This window comes from Streptomyces sp. NPDC104381 (assembly GCF_055583745.1).
Genome location: NZ_JBVJNK010000009.1, coordinates 21,420 through 47,559 on the forward strand (window position 1 = coordinate 21,420; position 26,140 = coordinate 47,559).

General features: G+C 72.6%; 13 protein-coding genes. 8 read left to right on the forward strand and 5 right to left on the reverse strand.

Annotated elements, in window-relative coordinates; genetic code table 11:
* Positions 1 to 302 precede the first annotated feature (302 nt).
* Positions 303 to 5,336, forward strand: coding sequence for an NAD-glutamate dehydrogenase (locus ACZ607_RS29155; protein ID WP_469739450.1), 5,034 nt, complete (start codon positions 303 to 305; stop codon positions 5,334 to 5,336).
* A gap of 94 nt (positions 5,337 to 5,430) precedes the next feature.
* On the opposite strand, the gene ACZ607_RS29160 is transcribed toward ACZ607_RS29155, so the two are convergent.
* Positions 5,431 to 6,231, reverse strand: coding sequence for an ABC transporter ATP-binding protein (locus ACZ607_RS29160; protein ID WP_469739454.1), 801 nt, complete (start codon positions 6,229 to 6,231; stop codon positions 5,431 to 5,433).
* A complete protein-coding gene (locus ACZ607_RS29165) occupies positions 6,224 to 7,165 on the reverse strand; it encodes an ABC transporter permease (protein WP_469739456.1) in 942 nt (313 codons plus the stop codon). Before ACZ607_RS29165 ends, ACZ607_RS29160 begins: the two co-directional genes overlap by 8 nt.
* Before the next feature lie 142 nt (positions 7,166 to 7,307).
* On the opposite strand from ACZ607_RS29165, the gene ACZ607_RS29170 reads away from it, so the two are divergent.
* Positions 7,308 to 7,913: a TetR/AcrR family transcriptional regulator gene (locus tag ACZ607_RS29170; protein ID WP_469739458.1), complete on the forward strand. Its 606-nt coding sequence runs from the start codon at positions 7,308 to 7,310 to the stop codon at positions 7,911 to 7,913.
* Here the strand turns inward: ACZ607_RS29170 and ACZ607_RS29175 are convergent.
* A complete protein-coding gene (locus tag ACZ607_RS29175; protein WP_469739460.1) occupies positions 7,903 to 11,298 on the reverse strand; it encodes a bifunctional glycosyltransferase/CDP-glycerol:glycerophosphate glycerophosphotransferase in 3,396 nt (1,131 codons plus the stop codon). The two genes, ACZ607_RS29170 and ACZ607_RS29175, sit on opposite strands and share 11 nt — an antisense overlap.
* 99 nt (positions 11,299 to 11,397) lie before the next feature.
* Between ACZ607_RS29175 and ACZ607_RS29180 the strand changes: the two genes are divergently transcribed.
* The 6 genes from ACZ607_RS29180 (at position 11,398) to ACZ607_RS29205 (ending at position 22,702) form a co-directional block, all read left to right on the forward strand.
* Positions 11,398 to 13,410 (forward strand): CDP-glycerol glycerophosphotransferase family protein, encoded by a 2,013-nt coding sequence (locus ACZ607_RS29180; protein WP_469739462.1) that lies wholly within the window; start codon positions 11,398 to 11,400, stop codon positions 13,408 to 13,410.
* Between the two features lie 115 nt (positions 13,411 to 13,525).
* Positions 13,526 to 14,260, forward strand: a complete 735-nt coding sequence (locus tag ACZ607_RS29185) for a methyltransferase domain-containing protein (protein WP_469739465.1) — start codon at positions 13,526 to 13,528, stop codon at positions 14,258 to 14,260.
* 11 nt (positions 14,261 to 14,271) lie between these two features.
* Complete coding sequence (locus ACZ607_RS29190; RefSeq protein ID WP_469739467.1) at positions 14,272 to 15,144, forward strand: TylF/MycF/NovP-related O-methyltransferase; 873 nt, start codon at positions 14,272 to 14,274, stop codon at positions 15,142 to 15,144.
* Positions 15,145 to 15,261: 117 nt separating this feature from the next.
* Positions 15,262 to 18,714 carry a bifunctional glycosyltransferase/CDP-glycerol:glycerophosphate glycerophosphotransferase gene (locus tag ACZ607_RS29195; RefSeq protein WP_469739469.1) on the forward strand — a complete coding sequence of 1,151 codons (3,453 nt, stop codon included), beginning with the start codon at positions 15,262 to 15,264 and terminating at the stop codon, positions 18,712 to 18,714.
* Positions 18,711 to 21,557, forward strand: coding sequence for a bifunctional glycosyltransferase/CDP-glycerol:glycerophosphate glycerophosphotransferase (locus tag ACZ607_RS29200; protein WP_469739471.1), 2,847 nt, complete (start codon positions 18,711 to 18,713; stop codon positions 21,555 to 21,557). The genes ACZ607_RS29195 and ACZ607_RS29200 overlap by 4 nt, the downstream gene beginning before the upstream one ends.
* A complete protein-coding gene (locus tag ACZ607_RS29205) occupies positions 21,554 to 22,702 on the forward strand; it encodes a glycosyltransferase (protein WP_469739473.1) in 1,149 nt (382 codons plus the stop codon). Before ACZ607_RS29200 ends, ACZ607_RS29205 begins: the two co-directional genes overlap by 4 nt.
* Positions 22,703 to 22,752: 50 nt before the next feature.
* Here the strand turns inward: ACZ607_RS29205 and ACZ607_RS29210 are convergent, their stop codons facing one another.
* Together ACZ607_RS29210 and ACZ607_RS29215 are read right to left on the reverse strand one after the other, a co-directional pair.
* Positions 22,753 to 24,987, reverse strand: coding sequence for a bifunctional glycosyltransferase/CDP-glycerol:glycerophosphate glycerophosphotransferase (locus tag ACZ607_RS29210; protein WP_469739475.1), 2,235 nt, complete (start codon positions 24,985 to 24,987; stop codon positions 22,753 to 22,755).
* 172 nt (positions 24,988 to 25,159) lie between these two features.
* Entirely contained in the window at positions 25,160 to 26,074 is a 915-nt protein-coding gene (locus tag ACZ607_RS29215; protein ID WP_469739477.1) for a carbohydrate ABC transporter permease, read from the reverse strand.
* Between the last annotated feature and the right edge of the window lie 66 nt (positions 26,075 to 26,140).

A 26,140-nucleotide genomic window follows, 5' to 3' on the forward strand; every position in this document is an offset into this window, starting at 1 on the left:
GGGTCTTCTTTTGTACATATGCGGCTCATGACGGTTGTGGGTGCGGGAGGGATAGCCTGGTGCGGTGATCAGCGCGATACGCCTCGGGGGCAGCGAAGCCCCCGGCCTGCGCCCGGAGTGCCACAGCACCCGGGCGATGCGCGATCTCCGCGTCCCGGGCCGTCTGCCGAACATGGCCGATATGGGCCCGGGAATCTCCCCCGGCGGCATAGCGTCGAACCAGACCGGAAACCCCGCGTCGTGGCGGTACGTCGCCTTCTTCACCTACGTCACGCAACGGCGCGCGACAGGAGCCAGAGGACATGCAGACCAAGCTGGACGAAGCCAAGGCCGAGCTGCTCGCACGGGCGGCCCGGGTAGCTGACAACAGTCCGGGCGGTGGTGTCGGTGGCCCGGGAGGTGGCCTCCGGGTGCACCTCGCCGAAGGGGCCGGCAGCGGCGCGGAGGAAGGCACCGAGGCCGGCCGGGACCAGGGCGCGGGCCCGGACCCGCTGCTCGCCTATCTCCAGCGCTACTACCTGCACACCGCTCCGGAGGACATCAGCGACCGCGACCCGGTCGACATCTTCGGGGCTGCCTCCTCGCACTACCGTCTCGCCGAGAACCGCCCGCAGGGCACCGCGAACGTCCGGGTGCACACCCCGACCGTCGAGGAGAACGGCTGGACGAACAGCCACTCCGTCGTCGAGGTCGTCACCGACGACATGCCCTTCCTGGTCGATTCGGTCACCAACGAGCTGTCCCGGCAGGGCCGCGGCATCCACCTCGTGATCCACCCGCAGGTCATCGTCCGCCGCGATGTCACCGGCAAGCTGATCGAGGTGTTCGCCGACCCGGCCAGGAGCAACGGATCGAAGCGCTCCGGCGGCCGCAAGGAGGCCGGAGCCGAGCTGCCGCACGACGCCGTCGTCGAGTCCTGGATCCATGTCGAGATCGACCGTGAGACGGACCGCGCGGACCTGAAGCAGATCACCGCCGACCTGCTGCGCGTCCTGTCCGACGTACGGGAGACCGTCGAGGACTGGGAGAAGATGCGCGACGCCGCCCTGCGGATCGCCGACGACCTCCCCGCGGAGCCGCTCGACGAGCTGGGCGACGAGGAGGTCGAGGAGGCCCGTGAGCTGCTGCGCTGGCTCTCCGCCGACCACTTCACCTTCCTCGGGTACCGGGAGTACGAGCTCCGTGACTCCGACGCGCTGACGGCCGTCCCCGGCACCGGTCTGGGCATCCTGCGCTCCGACCCGAAGCACACGGAGGACGAGGCGCACCCGGTGAGCCCGTCGTTCGACCGGCTGCCCGCGGACGCCCGCGCCAAGGCCCGGGAGCACAAGCTCCTCGTCCTGACGAAGGCGAACAGCAGGGCGACCGTGCACCGCCCCAGCTACCTGGACTACGTCGGGGTGAAGAAGTTCGACGCCGAGGGCAACGTCGTCGGCGAGCGGCGCTTCCTCGGTCTGTTCTCCTCCGCCGCGTACACCGAGTCGGTGCGCCGGGTGCCCGTCGTGCGCCGCAAGGTCGCCGAGGTGCTGGAGGGCGCCGGCTTCACGCCCAACAGCCACGACGGCCGCGACCTGCTCCAGATCCTGGAGACGTACCCGCGCGACGAGCTCTTCCAGACGCCCGTCGACCAGCTGCGTTCCATCGTCACGTCCGTGCTGTACCTCCAGGAGCGCCGCCGGCTGCGGCTCTACCTGCGCCAGGACGAGTACGGGCGCTACTACTCCGCCCTCGTCTACCTGCCGCGCGACCGCTACACCACCGGTGTGCGGCTCCGCCTGATCGACATCCTCAAGGAGGAACTGGGCGGCACCAGCGTCGACTTCACGGCCTGGAACACCGAGTCGATCCTCTCCCGGCTGCACTTCGTCGTCCGGGTCCCGCCGGGCACCGAGCTCCCGCACCTCACCGACGCGGACGCCGACCGCATCGAGGCGCGCCTCGTCGAGGCCGCCCGCTCCTGGGCCGACGGCTTCCAGGAGGCGCTGGGCGCCGAGTGCGGTGAGGAGCGCGCCGCCGAGCTGCTGCGCCGTTACGCGCACTCCTTCCCCGAGGGCTACAAGGCCGACCACTCGCCGCGCGCCGCCGTGGCCGACCTGGTCCACCTCGAGGAGCTCAAGAGCGAACGCGAGGACTTCGCGCTCAGCCTGTACGAGCCGGTCGGCGCCGGCCCCGCCGAGCGCCGCTTCAAGATCTACCGGACCGGTGAGCAGGTCTCCCTCTCCGCCGTCCTCCCCGCGCTCCAGCAGCTCGGCGTCGAGGTCGTCGACGAGCGTCCGTACGAGCTGCGCTGCTCCGACGGCACGCACGCCTGGATCTACGACTTCGGGCTGCGCCTGCCGAAGAAGGCCACGGGCAACGGCGACTACCTCGCCGACGACGCCCGGGACCGCTTCCAGGAGGCGTTCGCCGCCATCTGGACCGGCGAGGCGGAGAACGACGGCTTCAACTCCCTGGTGCTGGGCGCCGGTCTCGACTGGCGTCAGGCCATGGTGCTGCGCGCCTACGCGAAGTACCTGCGCCAGGCGGGTTCGACGTTCAGCCAGGACTACATGGAGGACACCCTCCGCAACAACGTCCACACCACCCGGCTCCTGGTCTCCCTCTTCGAGGCCCGGATGTCCCCGGTCCGCCAGAAGGCCGGCACGGAGCTGACGGACGGGCTGCTGGAGGAGCTGGACGGGGCCCTCGACCAGGTCGCCTCCCTGGACGAGGACCGGATCCTGCGGTCCTTCCTCACCGTCATCAAGGCCACGCTGCGGACCAACTACTTCCAGCTGGCCGACGACCACGAGCCGCACGGCTACGTGTCGATGAAGTTCGACCCGCAGGCCATCCCGGACCTCCCGGCACCGCGCCCGGCGTTCGAGATCTGGGTCTACTCGCCGCGCGTCGAGGGCGTCCACCTGCGCTTCGGCAAGGTCGCCCGCGGCGGGCTGCGCTGGTCGGACCGGCGGGAGGACTTCCGTACGGAGATCCTCGGCCTGGTCAAGGCGCAGATGGTCAAGAACACCGTGATCGTGCCGGTGGGCGCCAAGGGCGGGTTCGTCGCCAAGCAGCTCCCGGACCCGGCCGTCGACCGTGACGCCTGGCTCGCCGAGGGCATCGCCTGCTACAAGATCTTCATCTCGGCCCTGCTCGACATCACCGACAACATGGTGACGGGCGAGGTCGTGCACCCCGCGGAGGTGGTCCGTCACGACGAGGACGACACCTACCTCGTCGTCGCCGCCGACAAGGGCACCGCGAGCTTCTCCGACATCGCCAACGACGTCGCCGTCTCCTACGGCTTCTGGCTCGGCGACGCCTTCGCGTCCGGAGGCTCGGCCGGCTACGACCACAAGGGCATGGGCATCACCGCCCGCGGTGCCTGGGAGTCCGTGAAGCGGCACTTCCGCGAGCTGGGCCACGACACCCAGACCGAGGACTTCACCGTCGTCGGCGTCGGCGACATGTCCGGTGACGTCTTCGGCAACGGGATGCTGCTCTCCGAGCACATCCGGCTGGTCGCGGCCTTCGACCACCGGCACATCTTCATCGACCCGGACCCGGACGCCGCGACCTCGTACGCCGAGCGGCGCCGGCTGTTCGACCTGCCGCGCAGCTCCTGGGCGGACTACGACACGGACCTGCTGTCCGCGGGCGGCGGCGTCCACCCGCGTTCCGCGAAGTCGATCCCGATCAACGCGCACATCCGCGCGGCGCTCGGCATCGACTCCAAGGTCACGAAGATGACCCCCGCCGAGCTGATGCAGAACATCCTCAAGGCGTCGGTCGACCTCGTGTGGAACGGCGGCATCGGTACGTACATCAAGTCGACGGCCGAATCGAACGCCGACGTCGGCGACAAGGCCAACGACGCGATCCGGGTCAACGGCGCGGACCTGCGGGCCCGTGTCGTCGGTGAGGGCGGCAACCTCGGTGCCACCCAGCTCGGCCGGATCGAGTTCGCCCGGTCCGGCGGCCGGATCAACACCGACGCCATCGACAACAGCGCCGGCGTGGACACCTCCGACCACGAGGTGAACATCAAGATCCTGCTGAACGGCCTGGTGCGGGACGGCGACATGACCGTCAAGCAGCGCAACAAGGTGCTCGCCGAGATGACCGACGAGGTCGGACAGCTCGTGCTGCGCAACAACTACGCGCAGAACGTCGCGCTCTCCAACGCCTGCGCCCAGGCGCCGTCCCTCCTCCACGCCCACCAGCGCTTCATGCGCAGGCTCGGCCGTGAGGGGCACCTGGACCGTGCGCTGGAGTTCCTGCCGAACGACCGCCAGATCCGCGAGCTGCTGAACCACGGCAAGGGCCTCAGCCAGCCGGAGCTCGCCGTGCTGATCGCCTACACGAAGATCACGGCGGCCGAGGAGCTGATCTCCACCAGCCTTCCGGACGACGCGCACCTGCAGAAGCTGGTGCACGCCTACTTCCCGAAGCAGCTGAGCGAGCGGTTCCCCGAGGCGGTCGACGGGCATGCGCTGCGCCGCGAGATCATCACGACGGTGCTGGTCAACGACACGGTGAACACCGGTGGTTCGACGTTCCTGCACCGGCTGCGCGAGGAGACCGGGGCGTCGCTGGAGGAGATCGTGCGGGCCCAGTTCGCGGCCCGTGAGATCTTCGGCCTCTCCGAGGTGTGGGACGCCGTGGAGGCGCTCGACAACACGGTGGCCGCCGATGTCCAGACCCGGATCCGGCTGCACTCGCGCCGGCTCGTCGAGCGCGGCTCCCGCTGGCTGCTGGGCAACCGGCCGCAGCCGGTCGAGATCGCGGAGACCGTCGGGTTCTTCCGGGACGGGGTCGAGCGGGTCTGGGCGGAGCTGCCCAAGCTGCTCAAGGGCGCCGACATCGAGTGGTACCGGTCGATCCTCGACGAGCTCACCTCGGTGGGTGTCCCCGAGGAGCTGGCCGGGCGGGTCGCGGGCTTCTCGTCGGCCTTCCCGGTGCTGGACATCGTGGCGATCGCGGACCGTACGGGCAAGGACCCGCTGGCCGTCGCCGAGGTGTACTACGACCTCGCCGACCGGCTGGGGATCACCCAGCTGATGGACCGGATCATCGAGCTGCCGCGGGGCGACCGCTGGCAGTCCATGGCCCGCGCCTCCATCCGCGAGGACCTGTACGCCGCGCACGCCGCGCTCACGTCGGACGTCCTGTCCGTCGGCAACGGCGCGTCGTCGCCCGAGCAGCGGTTCAAGGACTGGGAGGAGAAGAACGCCGCGATCCTGGCGCGTTCGCGCTCCACCCTGGAGGAGATCCGGGGTTCGGAGTCCTTCGACCTGGCGAACCTGTCGGTGGCCATGCGGACGATGCGGACCCTGCTGCGTACGCACGCCTGACCCGGGGCGGCCGCACGGCCGTCACAGAGCCGTCCGCCGGACGGGCCTCATCGGCCCGTCCGGCGGACGGCTTCGGGGTTTTAGGGGCTTCGCGTTACTTCTTGGCCTTCTTCGGCTTCGCGGGCCCGGTGAACTCCTCGTACGCGGCGACGACCTCCTTGGCGGGCCCGTCCATGCGCAGGGTGCCCGCCTCCAGCCAGATCGCCCGGTCGCAGGTGTCGGTGATCGACCTGTTGCTGTGGCTGACCAGGAACACCGTGCCGGCCTCCTCGCGCAGCTCCATGATCCGGTCCTTGCTGCGCCGCTGGAACTTGGCGTCGCCGGTGGACAGCGCCTCGTCGATCAGCAGGACGTCGTGGCTCTTGGCGGCCGCGATGGAGAAGCGCAGCCTGGCGCCCATGCCCGAGGAGTACGTCCGCATGGGCAGGGTGATGAAGTCGCCCTTCTCGTTGATGCCGGAGAAGTCGACGATGTCCTGGTAGCGCTCGCGGATCTGTTCGCGCGTCATGCCCATGGCCAGGCCGCCGAGCACGACGTTGCGCTCGCCGGTCAGGTCGCTCATCAGGGCGGCGTTCACGCCGAGCAGCGAGGGCTGGCCCTGGGTGTGGACCCGGCCCTTCGACGGGGGCAGCAGCCCCGCGATCGCCTTCAGGAGCGTCGACTTCCCGGATCCGTTGGAGCCGATCAGGCCGATGGCCTCGCCCTTGTACGCGGCGAAGCTGACGCCCTTCACGGCGTGCACCTGGCGCGCGCCCCGGGGCTGGCTCCGGGACACGATCCGGTTCAGGGCGGAGGTGGCGCTGCCCCGTCCGGTGCGGGCGCCGTTCACCGTGTAGGTGATGTGGACGTCGTCGACGACGACGGTGGGGACACGTGTGTCGGTGATGTCAGCCACGTCCGTACCTCTCTTCCGCCTTCCAGAAGAAGACGAATCCGCCGATGCCGCAGACGAGCGCCCAGCCCGTCGCGACGGCCCACACATGCGGGGGCAGCTGTGCGCCGGTGAAGCTGTCGATCAGGGCGAAGCGCACCAGGTCGATGTAGACGGCCGCCGGGTTGCACTCCAGGGCCAGCAGGACGAGCCGCGGGACCCGGTCGCCGCTGAGCAGGTGGTCGAGGCTCCACATGACGCCCGACGCGTACATCCAGGTGCGCAGGATGAAGGGGGTCAGCTGCGCGATGTCGGGGGTCTTGGCGGCCAGCCGGGCCATGACCATCGAGACGCCCGTGTTGAACAGGGCCTGCAGGGCCAGCGCCGGGATCGCGAGCAGCCACGACGGCCGCGGGTACTGGCCGAAGGCCAGCAGGATCATGAACAGCGCGGCCAGCGAGAACAGCAGCTGCTGGAGCTGCTGGATGGCCAGGGCGATCGGCAGGGAGGCGCGCGGGAAGTGCAGGGCCCGGACGAGCCCGGTGTTGCCGCTGATGGCCCGGGTGCCGGCGGTGATCGAGCTTGCGGTGAACGTCCAGATGAAGACGCCGGTGACCAGGAAGGGCACGAAGTCGGGGACCCCGCGCTTGGTGTCCATCAGGATGCCGAAGATGAAGTAGTAGACCGTCGCGTTGAGCAGCGGGGTCATGATCTGCCAGATCTGGCCGAGCTTCGCCTGGCTGTACTGCGCGGTCAGCTTGGCCGTGGCGAAGGCGGTGATGAAGTGCCTGCGCCCCCAGAGCTGCCGGACGTACGCACCGAGCGTCGGCCGGGCCCCGCTGACGGTCAGCCCGTGCCGGGCCGCGAGCGCGGCCAGCTCGCCGGGTTCGTACACGGGCAGGAGGTCGGGGGAGGCGGTGTCCACCGGGGCCGGCGGGGCTGCTGTCTGGCTCACCACGGTCGCTTTCGACAGGAGGCGGGGGGATCAGGGCGGACGGATCCGGCTCGATGGGACGGCACCGTATCGTCGCAACGCCGACAGTAGGACGTTTGTACGTCGCAACGCAACCGTTTCGTCGTTACGGTCTATCATTCGGGCCATGACCACCGAACGGCGAACCGGGCGCCGCACCCCGGCAGGTGCCGCGGTGCTGCGGGAGGACGTGACCGACGCGATCCGCGGCGCCGTCTTCGAGGAGCTGGCCGCCGTCGGATTCGCGCGGATGTCGATCGAGGGCATCGCGCGGCGCGCGGGCGTGGGCAAGACGGCCGTCTACCGCCGCTGGAAGTCCAAGCTCCACCTCGTCCTTGACCTGGTCGCGGCCGTCGCCGCGCAGGGCATGCCGGCGCCCGCGACGGGTTCGCTGTACGGGGATGTGCGCGCCGTGCTGGAACTGGCCGCGTACGCCCTGCGTCACCCCGTGGCCTCGCAGGTGATCCCCGACCTGCTGGTCGAGGCGGCCCGTAACCCGGAGATCTCCGAGGCCATCAAGGCGGCCCTGCTCGACCAGCAGCAGGGGGTGGCCGCCGTGGTCGTACGGGCGGCCGTGGAGCGTGGTGAACTGCCCGAGGGCAGCGATCCCGACCGGGCGCTGGACCTCATCGTGGGGCCGCTGTACTGGCGGCTCGTCGTGGTCCGGGGCGACCTGCCCAAGGGGTATCTGGACGACCTCGCGGCCTCGGCGGTCCGGGCCCTCAAGGCCTGACGGGCCCCGGGGAGCCTCCCTCGTCCAGCAGCCGGTCCACGACGCGGCGGGCGGCGGCACCGTCGGCGGGCCCGCAGTGGTCCCGCCGGAACGCCTCGTACGCCTCCGCGTGGCGGCAGGCCGACGCCGGTGTGGCCCGCAGGGCCTGCGCCACCTCCTCGGTGGTGACGAGCAGCGGCCCGGGCGCCCTGGTCTCGAAGTCCAGGCAGAATCCGCGCACGGTGTCCCGGTAGTGCTCCAGGTCGGGGGTGTGGAAGAGCATCGGGCGGCCGGTGTGCGCGAAGCCGAACGCGACCCCCGAGTAGTCGGTGACCAGCACATCGGCGATCAGCAGCAGCTCGGTGGTGTCCGGGTGCGCGGACACGTCACGCAGGGCGGGGTGCGCCGGCACGCTGCCCGTCACCCGGGGATGCCTGCGGACCAGCACGGTGGTCCGGCCGTCCAGCGACCGGGCCAGCGCGGGCAGGTCGAGCGCCGGGTCCCAGCGGTACAGCGGACCGGAGCCCGGGGGGACGAGGGCCGGCGGGTGTGCGAGGTGGTCGCGGTACGTCGGCGCGTACAGCACCACCCGGTGGCCGTCCGGGACGCCCAGCCCGCGGCGCACCCGCTCGGCCGTCTTGTCCCGGCCCGGGGCGCACAGCAGGTCGTCGGCCGGGCAGCCCGCCTCCAGCACCTCGCCGCGGTAGCCCAGGGCGCGCCGGAGGTGCGGGGTGGCGTAGGCGCTGGGGGAGACCAGGACCGACCACTGGGCGGAGCGGTGCTCCAGCGTGCCGAGGTCCTGGTGGTCGGCGTACAGGGTGCCCGTGAGGTCCAGTCCGAAGCGGCCGAGCGGCGTGCCGTGCCAGGTCTGGACGACGGTCTGGTCCGGCCGGCGCTCGAACCGGACCGGCAGCTGCCCGGCCGCGACGATACGGCGGGCCCGCGCCAGCGCCTCGTACCAGGCGGTGCTGTACGCCACGACGGGGACGGCCGTGGACGGTACGCGCGTCGCGGCCCCCGGGGAACCGTCGGTGACCCAGAGGTGCTCGGCATCGGTGCTCCGGCGCACGAGTTCGGCGTGCACGGCGCGAAGGGAGCCCCCGCCCGCGTCGCCGGCGTCTCCGGCGTAGAGCACGGCGTCCCGGAGCGGCAGCGTCCGCCGCGCCGGGTAGTGCGCCGTCCGCAGCAGGCCCTGCCGGTACGCGCTCCGCTCCGCGTCGTCGAGCGCCGGCGCGCCGTGCACGGTGAGCCGGTCGCCGTGACGGCGGTCGAGGCGGAAACGGCCCCCGGGAGCGTGCAGCGGCAGGAGAGCTCCGAGCGCAGTCCCCACACGCACGGGCCGGTCGTCCAGGAAGACCTCCCAGTCGCCTTCGCGGGGAGGCGGCGCGAGTACGGCGGTGAAGCGGCCCCCGTGCCGGTCCGAGTGCCCCCGGCCGGCGACAGGAACGGGCAGGGGCACGGCCACCGTCTCGCCCAGCGTGCTGTGCCGCAGTTCGAGCAGCGCCCCGCGCCCGGTCCCGCCGATACGCAGCCCGCCGTCCGGAGCGGCCTCCGCGTGGTCCAGGCGCGGCTCGCCGGACGGGTCCACCACCAGGACGCCCGCCGCGTCGGCGCACGCGGGCGGCGCCAGGTCCGGGGCCGCGGCGAGCGGCACGCGGACGCCGTCGGTCAGGAGCGCGGCCCGCCACCGGCCGCCGGACCCGGCGGTGAGCGCGGCAAGGGGGATCCGGGTGCTGAAGCCGTCCCCGCACCGCACCGGGCAGACGTGCTCGGCGCCCCCCTCGCCCGTCAGCACGAGGGCCGTCGGCCGGGCGTCCCCGTACAGCCGGCCGGTCAGCTCCAGGGTGTCCGGCCCGGGGCGGTGGCCGGTGGCCAGGGCGGGGAGGCGGGTCACGGACAGCGCCAGCCGGCCGTCCCGGTAGCCGAGCACCGCGCGCAGCCCGTCGCCCAGGTCGTGGACCAGCGGCTGCGCGGCGGCCGCCTCGACGGCCCGCAGCGCCGCCCGCCGTACGACGCCGTGTCCGGCCACCACGACGCCCACCAGCCAGTGGCCGGGGCCCAGCCGCCCCGGGTCGAGGACCATCTCGAAGCCCGCGTGCGCGTAGTGGTGCAGCTCCTGGCCGGAGTCCTCGGTGGCCCGTTCGGTGCGGACCGTGCGCACCGGCACGGGCCTCGGCCGGCCGCCCGACACCTCCCGCACCAGGCCCGCCTTCAGCGAGTGCCGGGCCGCCCGGGCCGGGAGGTTGCGGATGTACGCGTACCCGCTCAGCCGCAGCCTTCCGTCCTCGCCCCACCGGGCCTCCACCAGCCGTGCCACGGCGGGCAGATCGCCCCTGCCCAGGCGCGCCGACGGGCTCCGGCCGCCCGCGACCGCGGGGTGGACGGCGCGCCGCCGCCCGGGCGGGCCCGTCACGGCGAACGTGCCCGTCCCGTTGGCCCGTTCGAAGTCCAGGACCGCCAGCAGGTCGTCGGCCCTGCGCTCCCGCACCAGCTGCCAGCGGATGCGCGCCTCGGCCGGCAGCCCCGCCAGGGCCGCGTCGCCCGCCCGGTCGAGGAAGGCGCCCGCGTCCGCCATGAACGCGGCGCGGTAGGCGGGGCCGCCCATCGGCAGCCCCTCCAGGAAGTACACGAAGTCGTCGCGCAGGCACGAGATGTCGTAGCGCAGGCGGTGCCCCGCGCCCCGGTCCGCCAGGAACGCGCTGACCTGCTCGCAGGCCGCGATCCGGTCCCGTACACCCCGTACGTCCGTGCGCCGCCGGGTGATCGAGCCCTCCCGGACCCGCCAGAGGTAGACGTGCTCGTGCAGCACGTCCACCGATCCGGCGAGGTAGTGCGCCGGGATCATCACCGGGGTGTCCTCGTAGAGCTTGCCCACCGGGAAGGTGAAGGCGTGCCGGTCCCAGAAGGAGCGCCGGAACACCTTGTTCCAGGCGACCCGGTCGGCCAGCAGCCGGGGGTCCCGGGTGATGTGGGTGCGGGGGCGGTCGGCGGTCAGCCAGCGGTACTGCCAGGCCTGCTGCCTGCCCTGCTCGTTGAGCCGCCAGACATTGCCGGTCACCAGGTCCGAGCCGGTCGACTCCAGGGACGCCAGCATCCGTTCGTACGCGTCGGGGACGACGAGGTCGTCGCTGTCGGCGAACGCCAGGTAGGGAACACCGGCGGTGGTGTGGGCGACCCCCGTGTTGCGGGCGGCGCTCAGGCCCGCGTTGGGCTGGTGGACGCAGCGGAAGCGGTCGTCCCGCGCGGCGAAGTCCTCGGCGATCCGGCGGCTGCCGTCCGTCGAACCGTCGTCGACGAGCACCACCTCGATGTCCTTCAGGGACTGTTCACCCAGCGAGGCGAGGCACTCCTCCAGGTAGTCCTCGACGTTGTGCACCGGGACGACGACGCTGAGGAGTGGCTTCATGTACGGCTCAACCCGGGGGAGCGCCCCGGGTCACGCCGCTGACCCGAACGGGTGAAGATCCGTAGGGCGGGCCGGAGGCCGCCGTTACGCTCGGCTGCCATGCTCCTCACCGTCGTCGTGTCCGCCCACCGTGCTCAGGGGTATCTGAGGGCGGCGCTGGAGTCCGTGACCGCGCAGTCGCCGGCGGAGAGCGGGCCACCGGGCGCCCTGGAGGTGATCGTCGTCGGCGCGCCCGACGGGGATCTCGGCACCGCCATCGCGCGGGAGTCCGCCGAGCGCGATCCCCGGGTGCGCGTGCTGGTCACGGACGGCCCCTGGGAGGCGGGCGCGGCCCGCAACGCCGGGGCGGCGGCGGCGCGCGGGACGTATCTGCTCTTCCTCGACGGGGACGACCTGCTCCTCCCGGGGGCTCTGGCCGACGTCTCCGCGCGGCTGGCGGAGGACCGGCCCGACGTGCTGCGCCTGGGCCACGACCGGGTCGACTGGTGGGGTGCGGAACGGCCGGGCGAGGACCTCCCGGCCGCCCGGAACCAGCTCTTCCGCCGCGCCTTCTGGGAGGCTCACCGGCTCCGCTTCACGGACGGCCCGTACGGCGATGTGGTGCCCGTGCTCCGGGCCGCGTTCCTCGCCTCCGACGCGGGCACCCTCGCCTCGCTGGACCGGATCTGCGTACGCCACCGGCTGCGCCGTCCCGGGACGTCCGCCGTGCCGCCGGGCCGGGCGCACTTCGCCGTCATCGACGCCTACGCGCGGCTGGCCGCCGGGACCGGTGGCGACCACCGGGTCCCGGCCGTGCGCACCGCGCACCTGACGGCCGTGCTCGACGACCCGGAGCGGATCGCCCCCGGGGACCGTGCCGCGTTCTTCCGGGCGGCCGGGCTCCCCGGCCGGTACGCCGCGCACCGGGGCGGTGAGGCGGTGCGCGCCGGGCGCACCCGGGCGCGAGCCGTCGCACGCACGGGCAGGAAGGCGCTGCGCTCCCGCGCGATGAGCGCCGTCTACCGCGCCGATCTGCGCCGGCCGCTCGACCCCGCTCTCGCCGTCTACGGGGCCTACTGGAACAGGGGCTTCGCCTGCAATCCGGCCGCCGTCTACACCAAGGCCCGCGAACTGGCCCCGCACATCCGGGGCGTCTGGGTCGTCTCCTCCCGTCACCGGGACCGGATGCCCCCGGGGGTGCCGTACGTCATCGAGGGGTCCCGCGCCTACTGGCGGACCATGGCTACCGCCACGTACCTCGTCAACAACTCCAGCTTCCCCGGCGGCTTCACCAAACGGCCCGGCCAGATCTACCTCCAGACCCACCACGGGACCCCGCTGAAGACGATGGGCCTGGACCAGCTCCCGTACCCGGCCCTCACCAAGGGCGTCAGCTTCGAACGGATCGTCGCCCACACCGACCAGTGGGACCTCAGCCTCTCCGCCAACCCGCACAGCACCGAGATCTGGGACCGGGCCTACCCCTCCTCGTACGAGCAACTGCCGTACGGATACCCGCGCAACGACGTCCTGTGCGACGCCACCGCGGAGCAGGGCGACAAGATCCGGGCGGAGCTCGGCATCGCGCCCGGGGCGACCGTGCTGCTGTACGCCCCGACCCACCGCGACTACCGCGAGGGCTTCCTCCCCAGGGTCGACCTGGAGCGCCTCGCCCGTGCTCTGGGGCCCGGCTGCGTGCTGCTGGTGCGCGCCCACTACTTCTACGGGAGGTCGGCCGGGACGGCGTCGGGCGGCCGGGTCCTCGACGTCACCGGCCACCCCCGTGTCGAAGAACTCTTCCTGGCCTCCGACGCGTTGATCACGGACTACTCGTCGCTGATGTTCGACTACGCCTGTCTGGACCGGCCGATCGTCGCCTATGTGCCGGACTGGGAGGCCTACCGGGCCGCGCGCGGCACCTATGTCGACCTGCTGTCCGGCCGCCCGGGCGACACCCCGGGGGCGGTCGCCACCACGGAGGACGAGCTGCACGAGGTGCTGTGCGGCGGTGCCTGGAGGTCTCCGGAGTCCGCCGTGCTGCGCGCCGCCTTCCGCCGCCGCTTCTGCCCGTACGACGACGGACACGCGGCGGAGCGGGTGGTGCGGCGGCTCTTCGGGACGCCTCCGGACTGAACGGGCCGTCGCGCCTTCGCACTGGGCACCGGGTCACCCGTACGGGGCGACCCCTCCGTGCCCCGCCGTCGTTGTGCTCAACAGCGCGCGCACACGGCAACGTTGGGAGAAGCTCATGCACCGGTCCGCCTACGAGCAGATGCAGCTCTGCATCGAGGAGTATCTGCCCAGGTCCCGCAGGCACCGCGTCGTGGACCTCGGCTCACGGATCTCCGGCAAGCAGACCCGCACCCACCGCGGGCTCCTCGCGGACCACGACATCGACTACTTCGGGGTCGACGTCCTCGACGGCCCCAACGTCGACGCGGTCATGACCCGGCCCTACCGGATCCCCGCGAAGTCGCGCAGCGCCGACGTGGTGCTGTCCGGCCAGGCGTTCGAGCACATCCCCTTCTTCTGGGTGTCGATGATGGAGATCGCCCGGGTGCTCAAGCCCGGCGGCCACGCCTTCATCACCGCGCCCTCGCGCGGCCACGCCCACGACGCGCAGGACTGCTGGCGCTACTACCCCGACGGCTTCCGGGCGATGGCCGCCCACTCCCGCCTCGAACTCCGCGAGGCCTACACGGACTTCCCGCCCGCCAAGGGCATCTGGCACGACTACGCGTCCATCGACACCGAGGCCGCCTACTGGGGCGACTCGGTGGGCGTCTTCCGCAGGCCGATGCCGGACCGCCGTCCGGTGACCCGGCTGAAGAACACGCTGGCCGACCTCGCCGTCCGGGAGACCGCGGTGTGGTGGGCCAACCGGGCCGGCGGAGTGGACCGGGTGCCGCTGCCGCGTCCCCTGGACGGACGGGGGCGCTGCGGGCGGCCGGACAGCCGTACGGTCGCATCAACTACAGGTTGACGAAAGATGACATGAGCCGCAAAACGCGCGTACTGTCCCGCCCCATGGCTTGGCGCAACGCCGTCAACGGCGTCCTTCAGCAACTCACCGGATACCAGCTCAGGCGCGCGACCCTGCCCGCCCCCCGCAGGGCACCCGCGCAGCCGCCGGTGGCGGCCCCGGAGCAGGCGGAGCGGCCCGCCCCGAAGGCCGCGGCCAAGAAGCCGCCGCAGTTCCCCGCGGACTACGACGACGAGGCGAAGGACATCATCCGTGCGGTCAAGCCGTACACGATGACCTCCCCGGAGCGGCTCAACGCCTTCGTCCTCGCGACCCGGCACATCGTCAGGCACGGCATCCCGGGCGACATCGTCGAGTGCGGTGTCTGGCGCGGCGGTTCCATGCAGGCCTGCGCCAAGACCCTGCTGTCGCTCGGTGAGACGGACCGCGACCTCTACCTCTTCGACACGTACGAGGGCATGACGCCGCCCACCGCCGAGGACCTCCGCCGCGACGGCAGGCCGGCCCGGGAACTGCTGGACGCCCAGGGCAAGGACCGCCCCATCTGGGCGGTGGCCTCCCTGGAGGACGTACGGGCGGGGTTCGAGCAGGTCCCGTACCCGGAGGACCGCGTCCACTACGTACGGGGCAAGGTCGAGGACACCGTCCCGGAGCAGGCCCCGGAGCAGATCTCCATCCTCCGGCTGGACACCGACTGGTACGCCTCGACCAAGCACGAGCTCACGCACCTGTACAGCCGGCTGGTGAGCGGCGGGGTGCTGCTGATCGACGACTACGGCTACTGGCAGGGATCGCGCCAGGCCGTGGACGAGTTCCTGGAGGAGACCGGCGAGCGGCTCCTGCTGCTGCGCATGGACGAGGGCCGCATCGCCGTCAAACCCTGAGCCCGACAAGGCCCGTGCGGGCAGCGTCCCGTCGTGAGCCCCGTGCCTCCCCGGCACGGGGCTCGTTCCCCATGCAGGAAGTCCGTTCGTCCGTCCGGAAGGATCGTGCGCAGCGCCATGGCACCCCGTCTCACCGTCGTCGTCCCGCTCTACAACGTCGAGGAGTACCTCGGAGCCTGCCTGGACTCGCTGGCCGGGCAGACCTTGACGGACCTGGAAGTCGTCATGGTCGACGACGGTTCGACGGACGGCAGTCCGGACGTGGCCATGGAGTACTCCCGGAAGGACACGCGCTTCCGGCTGATCCGGCAGAAGAACGCCGGGCTCGGCGCCGCGCGCAACGCGGGCGCCGCACAGGCCCACCCGGACGCGGAATTCCTGACGTTCGTCGACAGCGACGACGTCGTACCGGCGGACGCCTTCGCGAGGATGCTCGGCGAACTGGACGCGTCGGGCTCGGACTTCGCGACGGGCAACGTGCTCAGGCTCCGGGCGAACGGCGCCCTCGAACAGTCCCCGATGTTCCGCAGGCCGATGGAGAGGTCCCGCCGGGCCACCCACGTCACCCGGGACTGGATCCTGCTCGGCGACCGCATCGCGTGCAACAAGGTGTTCCGCAGGTCCTTCTGGGACGAGCACGCCTTCGCCTTCCCGACCGGTGTGCTGTACGAGGACATCGCCGTGGTCCTGCCGGCCCACTTCCTGGCCCGGAGCGTCGACGTGGTGGCGGAGCCCGTCTACCACTGGCGGGACCGCGACGGCTCGATCACCACCCGGCGCGCCGTGCCCCGGGGCATCCGCGACCGGGTCACTGCGGTCTCCACGGTCAGCCGCTTCCTCGCCGACCGGGGCATGACGGACGCCAAGCGGCGCTATGACGAGCACGCGCTCTCCGGTGACCTGTGGCTGTTCATCGAGGCGCTCCCGGAGGGCGACGAGAGCTTCCACGAGGCCTTCCTCACCCACGCCAACGCCTTCGCCGCGACCGTCGAACCCGCCGTCCTCGACGCGCTGCCCCTGCATCTGCGGGTCAAGTGGCAGCTCATCCGGGAGCGCAGGACGGCGGAGCTGCTCGCGCTCCTGGCCCACGAGTCCACCGACCGCGACACCTTCCACGTCCGGGGGCGGCTGCGGCCCCGTGCCCAGTACCCCGGCGTAGAAGGGCCCCTGCCGCGCAAGGTCACCGCCCTGTCCGCCGGTGACCTGCCCGTGCACGCCCATCTCACCGAGGCCGTGTGGCGCGACGGGCTGCTGCACCTCAAGGGGTACGCGTACGTCCGCAACGCCCCCGGGCGGTCGGCCGGGGCCGGCTGGCTGAGGTCGGGCCGCCGGCTGATCCCGCTCCGGATGCGTCGGACGGTGACGGACGAGGCGACCGCCGGATCGGGCCGCTCGGCGCACCGCTACGAGCGGTCGGGCTTCGAGACCGTGGTGGACCCGCGCCGCCTCCTCACCCGGGCCACGGCACGGGGCACCAAGACCCTCTGGAAGCTGGAATCCCTCGTCGTCGGCGCGGGGCGGCCCCGCCGGGGCCCGATGCGGCTGATCGGCAACCCGGCGGCCCCCGCCGTGCGGTACGTCGACGAGCGCACCCGGGTCGTCCCGCTGCTCTCCGGGAACAAGCTGGAGCTGCGTGCCGAGCGGGTCGACGCCGTGCTCGCCGGACACGGGCCGACGGAGACCGGGGACGGCATCCGGATCGCGGTGCGCGTGCTGGACGGTGAGGTGCCGACGGCCCTGCGGATCCAGGAGTGGCGTACGAAGGAGACCAGGGAGTTCCCCCTGGTCGACGGCGAGGGCACGGACGGCCGTACGGTCTTCGCCGAGGTGCCGCTGGTGGCGTTCCGGGGCTCCGACGGCGACTGGGGCGTCCAGCTGTCCGGCGGCGGGCGCCGGCTGACGGTCGCGGCCCGGCCGGAGACCGACGCCGTACGGTATCCGCTGCCCGGCGGCCGCGAGGTCTACGCCGCGGCCAACCCCTCCGGGGACCTGGTGCTCACCGACCGGGAGGTACGGCCCGTGGTCACCGGCGTGACCTGGACGGACGACACGGGTCTCGTCCTGGAGGGAACCTTCCCCGCGGTGCGCTACCGCCCGGTCGAGCTGGTCCTTCGGCACAGCGGCCACCAGGAGGAGAACGCCTTCGCCGTGGAACGCACCGGTGCCGCCTTCCGCGCCGAGCTGACGCCCTGGGCGGTCGAGGGCGCCGGTGGCACGCTGCCGCTCGCCGAGGGCCGCTGGTACCCCTTCCTGCGGTCGCAGGGCGAGACGGACCCGGAGCGCTACGTGCCGCTGCGCGTGGTGCACCAGCTGCACCCGGGGCTGCCCCTGGCGCGCGAGTCGGGAGGGCGTGCCTTCACCCTGGAGCGGCGCTTCCACGACCGGCTCTCCCTGCGGTCGGGCAGCGCCCTGGCCCCGGAGGACCGGGGTGCGTACGGACAGCGCCGGCTGCGCGAGTGGTACGGCGGCCTGATCGGCAGGGAGCTCCGGGACACCGTCCTGTACTCCAGCTTCGACGGGCGCCAGTACTCCGACTCGCCCCGCGCCGTCCACGAGGAGCTGGTCCGGCGCGGCACGGGCGTCCAGCACCTCTGGGTGGTGCGGGACCAGCAGGCCGTCGTGCCGTCCGGGGTGCGTGCCGTCGCCCTGCACAGCGCCGAGTGGTACGAGGCGCTGGCCCGCAGCCGGTGGATCGTCACCAACACCCAGCTGCCGGACCGGTTCGAGCGGGCGGAGGGGCAGTTCGTCGTGCAGACCTGGCACGGCACCCCGCTCAAGCGCATCGGCCGCGACCTCGCGGGCACCCCGTACGCGGACACCGCGTACATGGAGTCCATGCCGCACAGGGCCGCCCAGTGGAGCGTGCTCGTCTCGCCGAACCGCTTCTCCACCCCCGTCCTGCGCCGCGCCTTCGGCCACACGGGCGAGGTGCTGGAGTGCGGCTACCCCCGCAACGACCTGCTGTACGCGCCCGACCGGGCGAAGGTCGCCGCCGCCGTCCGGGAGCGGCTCGCCGTCCCTGAGGGCAAGCGCGTCGTCCTGTACGCCCCCACCTGGCGCGAGGACCGGCCCAAGCAGAGCGGGCTGTACGGGCTGGACCTCCAGCTCGACCTGGACCAGGCGCGGAAGGCGCTCGGTGACGACCACGTCCTGCTGGTGCGCCGCCACTACCTGGTCGGCGGGAGCGTCCCTTCCAGCGACTTCGTCCGCGACGTGTCCCGGTACCCCGACGTCGCCGAGCTGATGCTGATCAGCGATGTGCTGGTCACGGACTACTCGTCGCTGATGTTCGACTTCGCGCAGACGGGCCGGCCGATGCTGTTCCACACCTACGACCTGGAGCACTACCGCGACACCCTGCGCGGCTTCTGCTTCGACTTCGAGAACCGGGCGCCGGGCCCGCTGATCACCGGGTCGGCCGACGTCGTCGAGGCGCTGCGCGACCCGGAGGCCGCTACGGCGGGCCACCGTGAGGCGTACGCCCGTTTCCGGGAGTCGTTCTGCGATCTCGACGACGGGACGGCGGCCGCCCGGGTCGTGGACCGGATGCTGAAGGGGGCACAGGCATGAGCACGCCCGACTTCAGCTGTGTGATCACCGCCGGTGAGGGCGGGCCGGAGGCCCTCACGGCATCCGTGGAGTCCGTGCTCGACCAGAGCCTGCGCGCGGTGGAGGCACTCGTCGTCCTGCCCTCCGGCGCCCCCGCGGCGCTGCGGGCGGCGGCCGGCGCGCTCACCGGACGCTCCCCGGACCGCGTCCGCCTGCTCGACCCCGGTACGGACTCCGTCGCCTCGCTGCGCAACGCCGGCCTGGACGCGGCCAGGGGCACGTACGTCCTCGTCCTCGACGTCGGTGAACGCCTCCAGCAGCACGCCTGCCGCAACCTCTGGGAGGCCGGGGCGCGGACCCGCGCCGACCTGGTCGCCGGCCGCTGGAGCCGGTGCACCGGGGACGGGACGAAGGAGCGGGAACCCTCCTGGCAGCACACGCTGTTCGCCCGCTCCCGCACCGTCGGCCGGTTCGCCGAGGCCCCCGAACTGGTCGTGCACGACGCCCTGGTGACCGGGTTCTGTCTGCGGCGCGACGCCCTGGAGCGGCACGGGCTGCGCTACGACGAGGACCTCACCCACTGCGGGATCCCGTTCGGCCCCCTGGCGGCGTCCGTGGTCGGCCGGATCGCGCTCGTACGCCGCAGGATCGTCACCGGGCGGGCCGTGCCCGACGCCGGCCGGGACCTCGCCGGTCTCGTGGAGGCGCACCGCCGTGTCCGCCATGTGCTGGTCGCCCAGGGGCTGGCGGACCTGTGCGAGGAGCGGGACCGGGCGTTCCTGCTGGACCACCTCGTGCCGCTCGTGCGGACCTTCCCCGAACGGCCCGGCGCCGCCCGCGAACACCTCGCGGCGACGGCGGCCCGGGTGCTGCCCGAGGTCGTCCCGGAGCCGGCGCTGCTGACCCTGCCGCCCGTCGAGCGCGTCGGCGTCCGGCTGCTGGAGCGGGGCGACGCGGACGGGGTGCTCACCGCGGCGTACGCGCTGCGCAGGAGGGGCACCGTGGCCGCGCCCCTGATCACCGGGGACGACGGCCGGGTGTACTGGCCGGGCGGCCCCGACCCGGTGCTGGACGTCACGGAACTCGGCCATCGGTACCGCGCGTTCGGCGAGCTGAAGCTGATGAACAGGCTCACCCGCTACGAGGCCGAGGGCCGTCGCGTGCTGATCGAGGGCCGGCTCGTCCTGCCCGCGCACACCGGCCCCGACCCGGACGGCCCGCTCACCGCACATCTGGAGTTCCGGGTGCGCGACGGCTCCCGCGCCTTCCGCACCCCGGTGGACACGCTGCGGCCCGACGCGACCGGCATCGGCTGGTCGGTTCGCGCCGACCTCACGCGCCTGCTGCGCCCCCTGGGCCCCCGCGACACGGTGTGGGACGCGCGGATGGTGGTCGAGGACGGCCGGACCCGCTCGGTGAGCGACCTCTTCGCCGCTCACGACCTCGTCGGACCGTCGGAGCGTTCGCCCGCGCGGCCCCGGCTGGGCCGGGTCACGGGCGACACCTGGCAGCCCTACATCACGCTCCGGGACCATCTGGCGCTCCGGCTGGAGGCCCGCCGCCGTCCCGCCCGTACGGCCCGCCGACTGGTCCACTACGCCACCCACTTCCGCCCCGCCCGCCGGGCCAGGCTCCTGCTGCGGGGCCTGCGCAAACGCCTGGACGGGCTGCGGGCCAGGGGGTTCAAGACCTCCGTGTACCGCACCTGGCTGCTGCGGCTGCCCGTGCGCAAGGGCTCCGTGGTCTTCGAGAGCCACATGGGCACCTGTTACGGCGACAGCCCCCGGGCCGTCCACGAGGAGGTGCGCGCCCGGGGGCTGCGGCTGCGCTGCGTCTGGTCGTACGCCGATTCCCCGGCCGGCTTCCCGGCGGACGCGACGCTGGTGCGCCGCTGGTCCTGGCGCTATCTGTGGGCCCTGGCCCGCGCGGAGTACTGGGTCGACAACCAGGGGTTCCCGCTCACCCTCGACAAGCCGTCCGGCACGTCCTACCTCCAGACCTGGCACGGTTCGGCGTACAAGCGCATGGGCTTCGACGAGACCAGGGTGCGCCTGCAGAACGCCCCGCAGCGTGAGCGGCTCCAGCAGGCCGTGGGGCGCTTCGACCACTTCCTCGTGCGGTCCGCGCACGACGAGCGCACGCTGGCCCGCGCCTACCGGCTGCCGGAGCCGGCGCTGCTGCGCACCGGTTACCCCCGTAACGACGCGCTGATCGCCGCCCGGGCCAGGGACGAGGCCGAGGGGCGGCTGCCCCGGCCGGCGCTCGCCGCCGAGCTGGGCCTGCCCGACCACCGCAAGGTCGTGCTGTACGCGCCGACCTTCCGGGGCGGTCCGGGCAGGCGCAAGCGGCAGCGGCTCCTGCTGGACGCCGCGCGCTTCGCGGAGCGCTTCGGCGACACGTACACGCTGCTGGTGCGCGCGCACTACCTGGAGGCGGCGAGCCTGCCCGCCTGCCCGCCGGGGACGGTCGTCGACGTCTCCGGCCACCACGACGTCAGCGAACTCCTGGTGCTCGCCGACGTCCTGGTCACCGACTACTCGTCGATCATGTTCGACTACGCGCTTCTGGACCGTCCGATTGTCCTGTTCGCCCCCGATCTCGACGCCTACGCGGCCGAGCGGGGCAGCTACTTCGACCTGCGGGAGAAGGCGCCGGGGCCGGTGACGGCGACCGAGGAGGAGCTGTTCGCCGTGCTGTCCCGGCTGAAGACCGCCGACACGGGTTTCCAGGAGCGCCGCGCGGCGTTCGCCGAGGAGTTCGGGGCGTACGACCGGGGGGACGCGGCCCGCCGGGTCGTCGACACCGTGTTCGCCCGGCACCTCGTCCCGTCCCGCACCGCCCGCACCGGGGAGGCCCGCCGATGAACCGCAGCCGTGACGTCTTCATCGTCTCCAACAGCACCGACGAACTGGGCGGGGTGACCGGCTGGATGCACCGGACCGCCCAGGTGTTCCAGGAGGCCGGCCACCGGGTGCACACCATCGGTATCCACGCCGCCGAGCGGAAGATGGCCCTGCCCGACCCGCCCGGTTATCCGGTGACGGCCCTGTACCCGGCGCACCCCCCGACGCCGTGGGCGCCCAAGGGGGTGCGGGACCGCTTCCGGATCGCGGCACGGCGGGCGGAGGCCCGCCGCGCGGCCCGTAAGCGGCGGGCCGTCGAGCAGCTCTCGGAGATCTTCCGGGGCGCCCGGCCCGGCGGAGTGGTGATCGTCAGCCAGGTCTGGGCGATGGAGTGGGTCGGCGAGGCGGACACCGGCGGGCTGCGGGTCATCGGGATGAGCCACGAGTCGTACGACTACTCCCGGGCGAGCCACCGCTACCGCTGGATCAAGAACCACTACCCGCCGCTCGACCGCTGGCTCGTCCTCACGGAGGAGGACGCCGACACATGGGCCGGTGACGGCATGAACAACGTCGGCTTCATGCCGAACGCGCTGGCAGCGCTGCCCGAACTGCCCTCTCCCCGGAGCGAGAAGTCGGTCGCCAGCATCGGCCGGCTCACCGACCAGAAGGGCATCGACATGCTCCTGGACACCTGGGCGCTGGTGGCTCCGCAGCGCCCGGACTGGCGGCTCGACGTGTACGGGACGGGCGAGGACGAGGCGGAGCTCAGGGCCCGCTGCACCGAGCTGGGGCTGGACTCCTCCGTCGGCTGGCGGGGGCGCACGGACGACGTCCCCGGGGCGCTCGCCGGCTCCTCCGTCTTCGTCCAGTCCTCGCGCGGCGAGGGGTTCCCGCTCGCGCTGCTGGAGGCCATGGCGAGCGGGGTGCCGTGCGCGGCGTTCGACTGCGCGCCGGGCGTACGGGAGATCGTGCGCGACGGCGAGGACGGGCTGCTGGCGCCCGCCGGCGACATCGGGGCGCTCGCCGACCGGCTGCTCCGGCTCACCGGCAACCCCCGGATGCGGGACGCGATGGGGGACCGGGCGCGGGCCAACGTCCAGCGGTTCTCCGAGGCGGAGATCATGAGCCGCTGGGACGAGCTGTTCGCGTTCCTGGAGCGCTGAACGAACGGGTGCCCCGGGGCGGTCGGCACCCCGGGGCGCCCCGGTGGGGCTCACCCGTTGGTGTACTCCCGCACGGGCACCTGCCGTGGTACCCCGGTTGCCCCGAGGTCCGTCTGCGGGGCGGGCAGCGGCAGCCCCGAGGTGTCGTCCAGGAAGACCCGCCGCACCACCCGCTCCGCCGCGTGCCCGTCGTCGTACGGACAGAACCGGGCCCGGAAGGCCGCCCGGCGCTGCGCGGACCGTGGCCCGCGCCAGTGGTCGGTGGCGAAGATCTCGTGCAGCTCCTCCTGGTCACGGGCCACCGCGCCGGGCGGGAAGGCCGCCGGGTCGAAGTACGTGCCGCGCGCGGCCTCGTAGGCCTGGGCGTCCTCCAGGTGCAGGACGACCGGCCGGTCCAGGTTGACGTAGTCGAACATCAGCGACGAGTAGTCCGTGATCAGCGCGTCGGAGGCGAGGCAGAGCTCCTCGACGGACGGGTGGCCGCTGACGTCGATGATCCGGGGGTGCCGGAGGTGGCCGGCGGTGGCCCGGGCCGTCGCGTCCAGGTAGTGCGAGCGGGCCAGGATCACGAAGCGCGGGCCCAGGACGCGGACCAGCTGCTCCAGGTCCAGGGAGTGCCGCTGGGCGCGGCGGTAGTCGCGGTGGGTCGGCGCGTACAGCAGGGCGTGGCTGCCCTCCGGGACGCCGAGGCGCTCACGCAGCCGCGCGGTCTCCTCGGGGCCGGTGCGGTGGAAGACGTCGTTACGGGGGCTGCCGTACTCCAGCGTGGTGTAGCCGGACGGATAGGTGCGCTCCCACACGAGGGTGGAGTGCTGGTTGGCCGAGAGCGAGAAGTCCCACTTGTCGACGTTGCGCAGCAGCCGGCCGAAGTCCATGGAGCCGGCCGCCGCCGGGTGGTGCACCAGGTCGGTGCCCATGGTCTTCAGGGGGGTCCCGTGATGGGTCTGGAGCAGCACCTGGCCGCGTCTCTTCACCAGCCGGCGGTCGAAGTTGACGTTGTTCACGAGGTACTTGGAGCGGGCCAGGGCCGTCCAGTACGCGGCCGTCCCCGGGTGCAGCACCCGGGTCGCGTCGGGCACGGTGTGGGCGTCCTCCGGGTGGCAGATCCAGGAGGTGCGCAGCCCGGGCACGAGCGCCCTGGCGGTGGCCTCCAGCGCCGCGGGGCTACAGGTGTAGCCGCGGTGCCAGTAGGCGGCGAACACGGCGTCCCCGCCGCGCACGGGCAGCCGCAGCTGGACGCGGTAGTGCAGCTGGAGCGCCGCGCCGCGCACCGCCCGGCGCGCCGTCGAGGCCGCGCGTCCGAGCCGGCCGCGCAGGCGTTGCGCGGCCCACAGGGCGCGGTAGGTGCGGTGGGCGCCCAGCCGGAAGAGCGCGTGCCGCAGCCGGGCGCGGCGGGGGGCGGGGGCGCCGGGGGTGCGGTAGCGGCGGCAGTGGGCGCGGGCCCGGCGGAAGAACTGTGCCCGGCTGCCGCGCGGCAACCGGCCCCGGGAGGTGAAGAGGGTCGAGAAGTGGTCGAGCATCCGACGGAATATCACCGGTCGCCAGACGGCGAGTTCGGGCCGGGCGTCGATGAAGGCGAAGACCCGGTCGTACTGGTCGAAGACGTCGAAGTGCCGGAGGGTGGTGGTGGACAGGATGTTGCCCCGGCGCCGCTGGCGGTACCCGACGCAGACGGTGTCCAGCACGGCGATCGACCCGGCGGCCATCAGCACCGGGTAGGTCCAGGGGGTGTCCTCGTAGTAGCCGGGCGGGAAGGTGAAGCCCTCGGCCTCGACGAACTCGCGGCGGTACGCCTTGTTCCAGACGACCATCAGGACCTTGAGCAGCTCGGGGCGCTCCGTGAGCCGGAAGGAGGCGGGGCCGGTCTCGGCGAGGTGCTGGGAGAACGTGTTCCGCACGCTCTCGCCCGACCAGTACGTACGGGCGTAGTCGTAGACCAGGACGTCGGGTCCGCCGGTGGTCTCCAGGCGGTCGGCGATGGCCTGGAGCGCCTCGGGGGCGAAGGTGTCGTCGCCGTCGAGGAAGAGCAGGTAGTCCCCGGTGGCCCTGGCGACCCCGGCGTTGCGGGCCGGTCCCAGGCCGGAGTTGTGCGGCAGGTGGACGGCGCTGACCCGGGGGTCGCGTACGGCGTACTCATCGGCGATCGGGCCGCAGGCGTCCGGTGAACAGTCGTCGACCACGATGATCTCGTAGTCCTTGAAGGACTGGTTCAGCACGGAGTCGAGACACGCGTGCAGATACGCCTGGACCCGGTACGCGGGCACGATGACACTGAACCGGGGCACAACACATCCAGGGGTCGCTCGCGGGCGGGCAGGTGGCCCGCAAACGGCCGATGGAGTGACTTGGTTACGCGGGATGTGGCATTGGAGGGAAATACGAGGTAGGGCGGCCCGATCACGAGTGAACGGGCCGCCCAGGCATTGACGAACGTACGTACGTGTCGCGGCTCGCCCTCTACTTGACGGCGCCCGCCATCACGCCGGAGACGAACTGCCGCTGGAAGGCGAAGAAGACCGCCAGCGGGATCACCATGGAGACGAAGGCGCCGGGCGCCAGTACGTCGATGTTGTTGCCGAACTGACGGACCTGCTGCTGGAGCGCGACGGTGATCGGCGGGGACTCCGAGTCCGCGAAGATCAGCGCCACCAGCATGTCGTTCCACACCCAGAGGAACTGGAAGATGCCCAGCGAGGCGATCGCGGGGCCGCCGAGCGGCATCACGACCCGGGTGAACAGCCGGATCTCTCCCGCCCCGTCCAGCCGTGCGGCCTCCAGCAGTTCGCGCGGGATCTCCGCGAAGAAGTTGCGCAGCAGGAAGATGGCGAACGGCAGGCCGAACGCCGTGTGGAACATGATCACACCGAAGGTCGTCTCGAAGATCCCGATGGTGCCGAAGAGCTCCGACACCGGGATGAGGGCGACCTGCACGGGGACCACCAGCAAGCCCACGACCACCAGGAACCACCAGTCGCGGCCGGGGAACTCCATCCAGGCGAAGGCGTATCCGGCGAGCGAGCCGATGACGACCACCAGGAGCGTGGACGGGACGGTGATCATGACCGTGCTGAGCAGCGAATCGGTGATGGTCGAGTTGTCCAGCAGGCGCTGGTAGTTGTCGAAGGTGAGCTCGGAGGGCGCGGTGAAGACCTTCCACCAGCCGGACGCCGCGATGTCCTCGGGGCCGCGCAGCGAGGAGAGCAGCAGCCCGATGGTCGGCATCAGCCAGAACAGGCCCACCAGGACGAGGAAGACCCGCATGACGCCGCCACCGGCCCGCGCGGCGATCCGCGCGCCGAGGGACTCCTCGGCCTTCCTGGCCGACGTGGCCCGAGCGGCCTTCGCGCCCTGTACTGCCTCGGTCGTGGTCACCGGCGCCCCTCCTTCCGCATCCTGCGGATGTTGCTGTGTCTTTCCGGGGGGCGACCCCCGGACCCC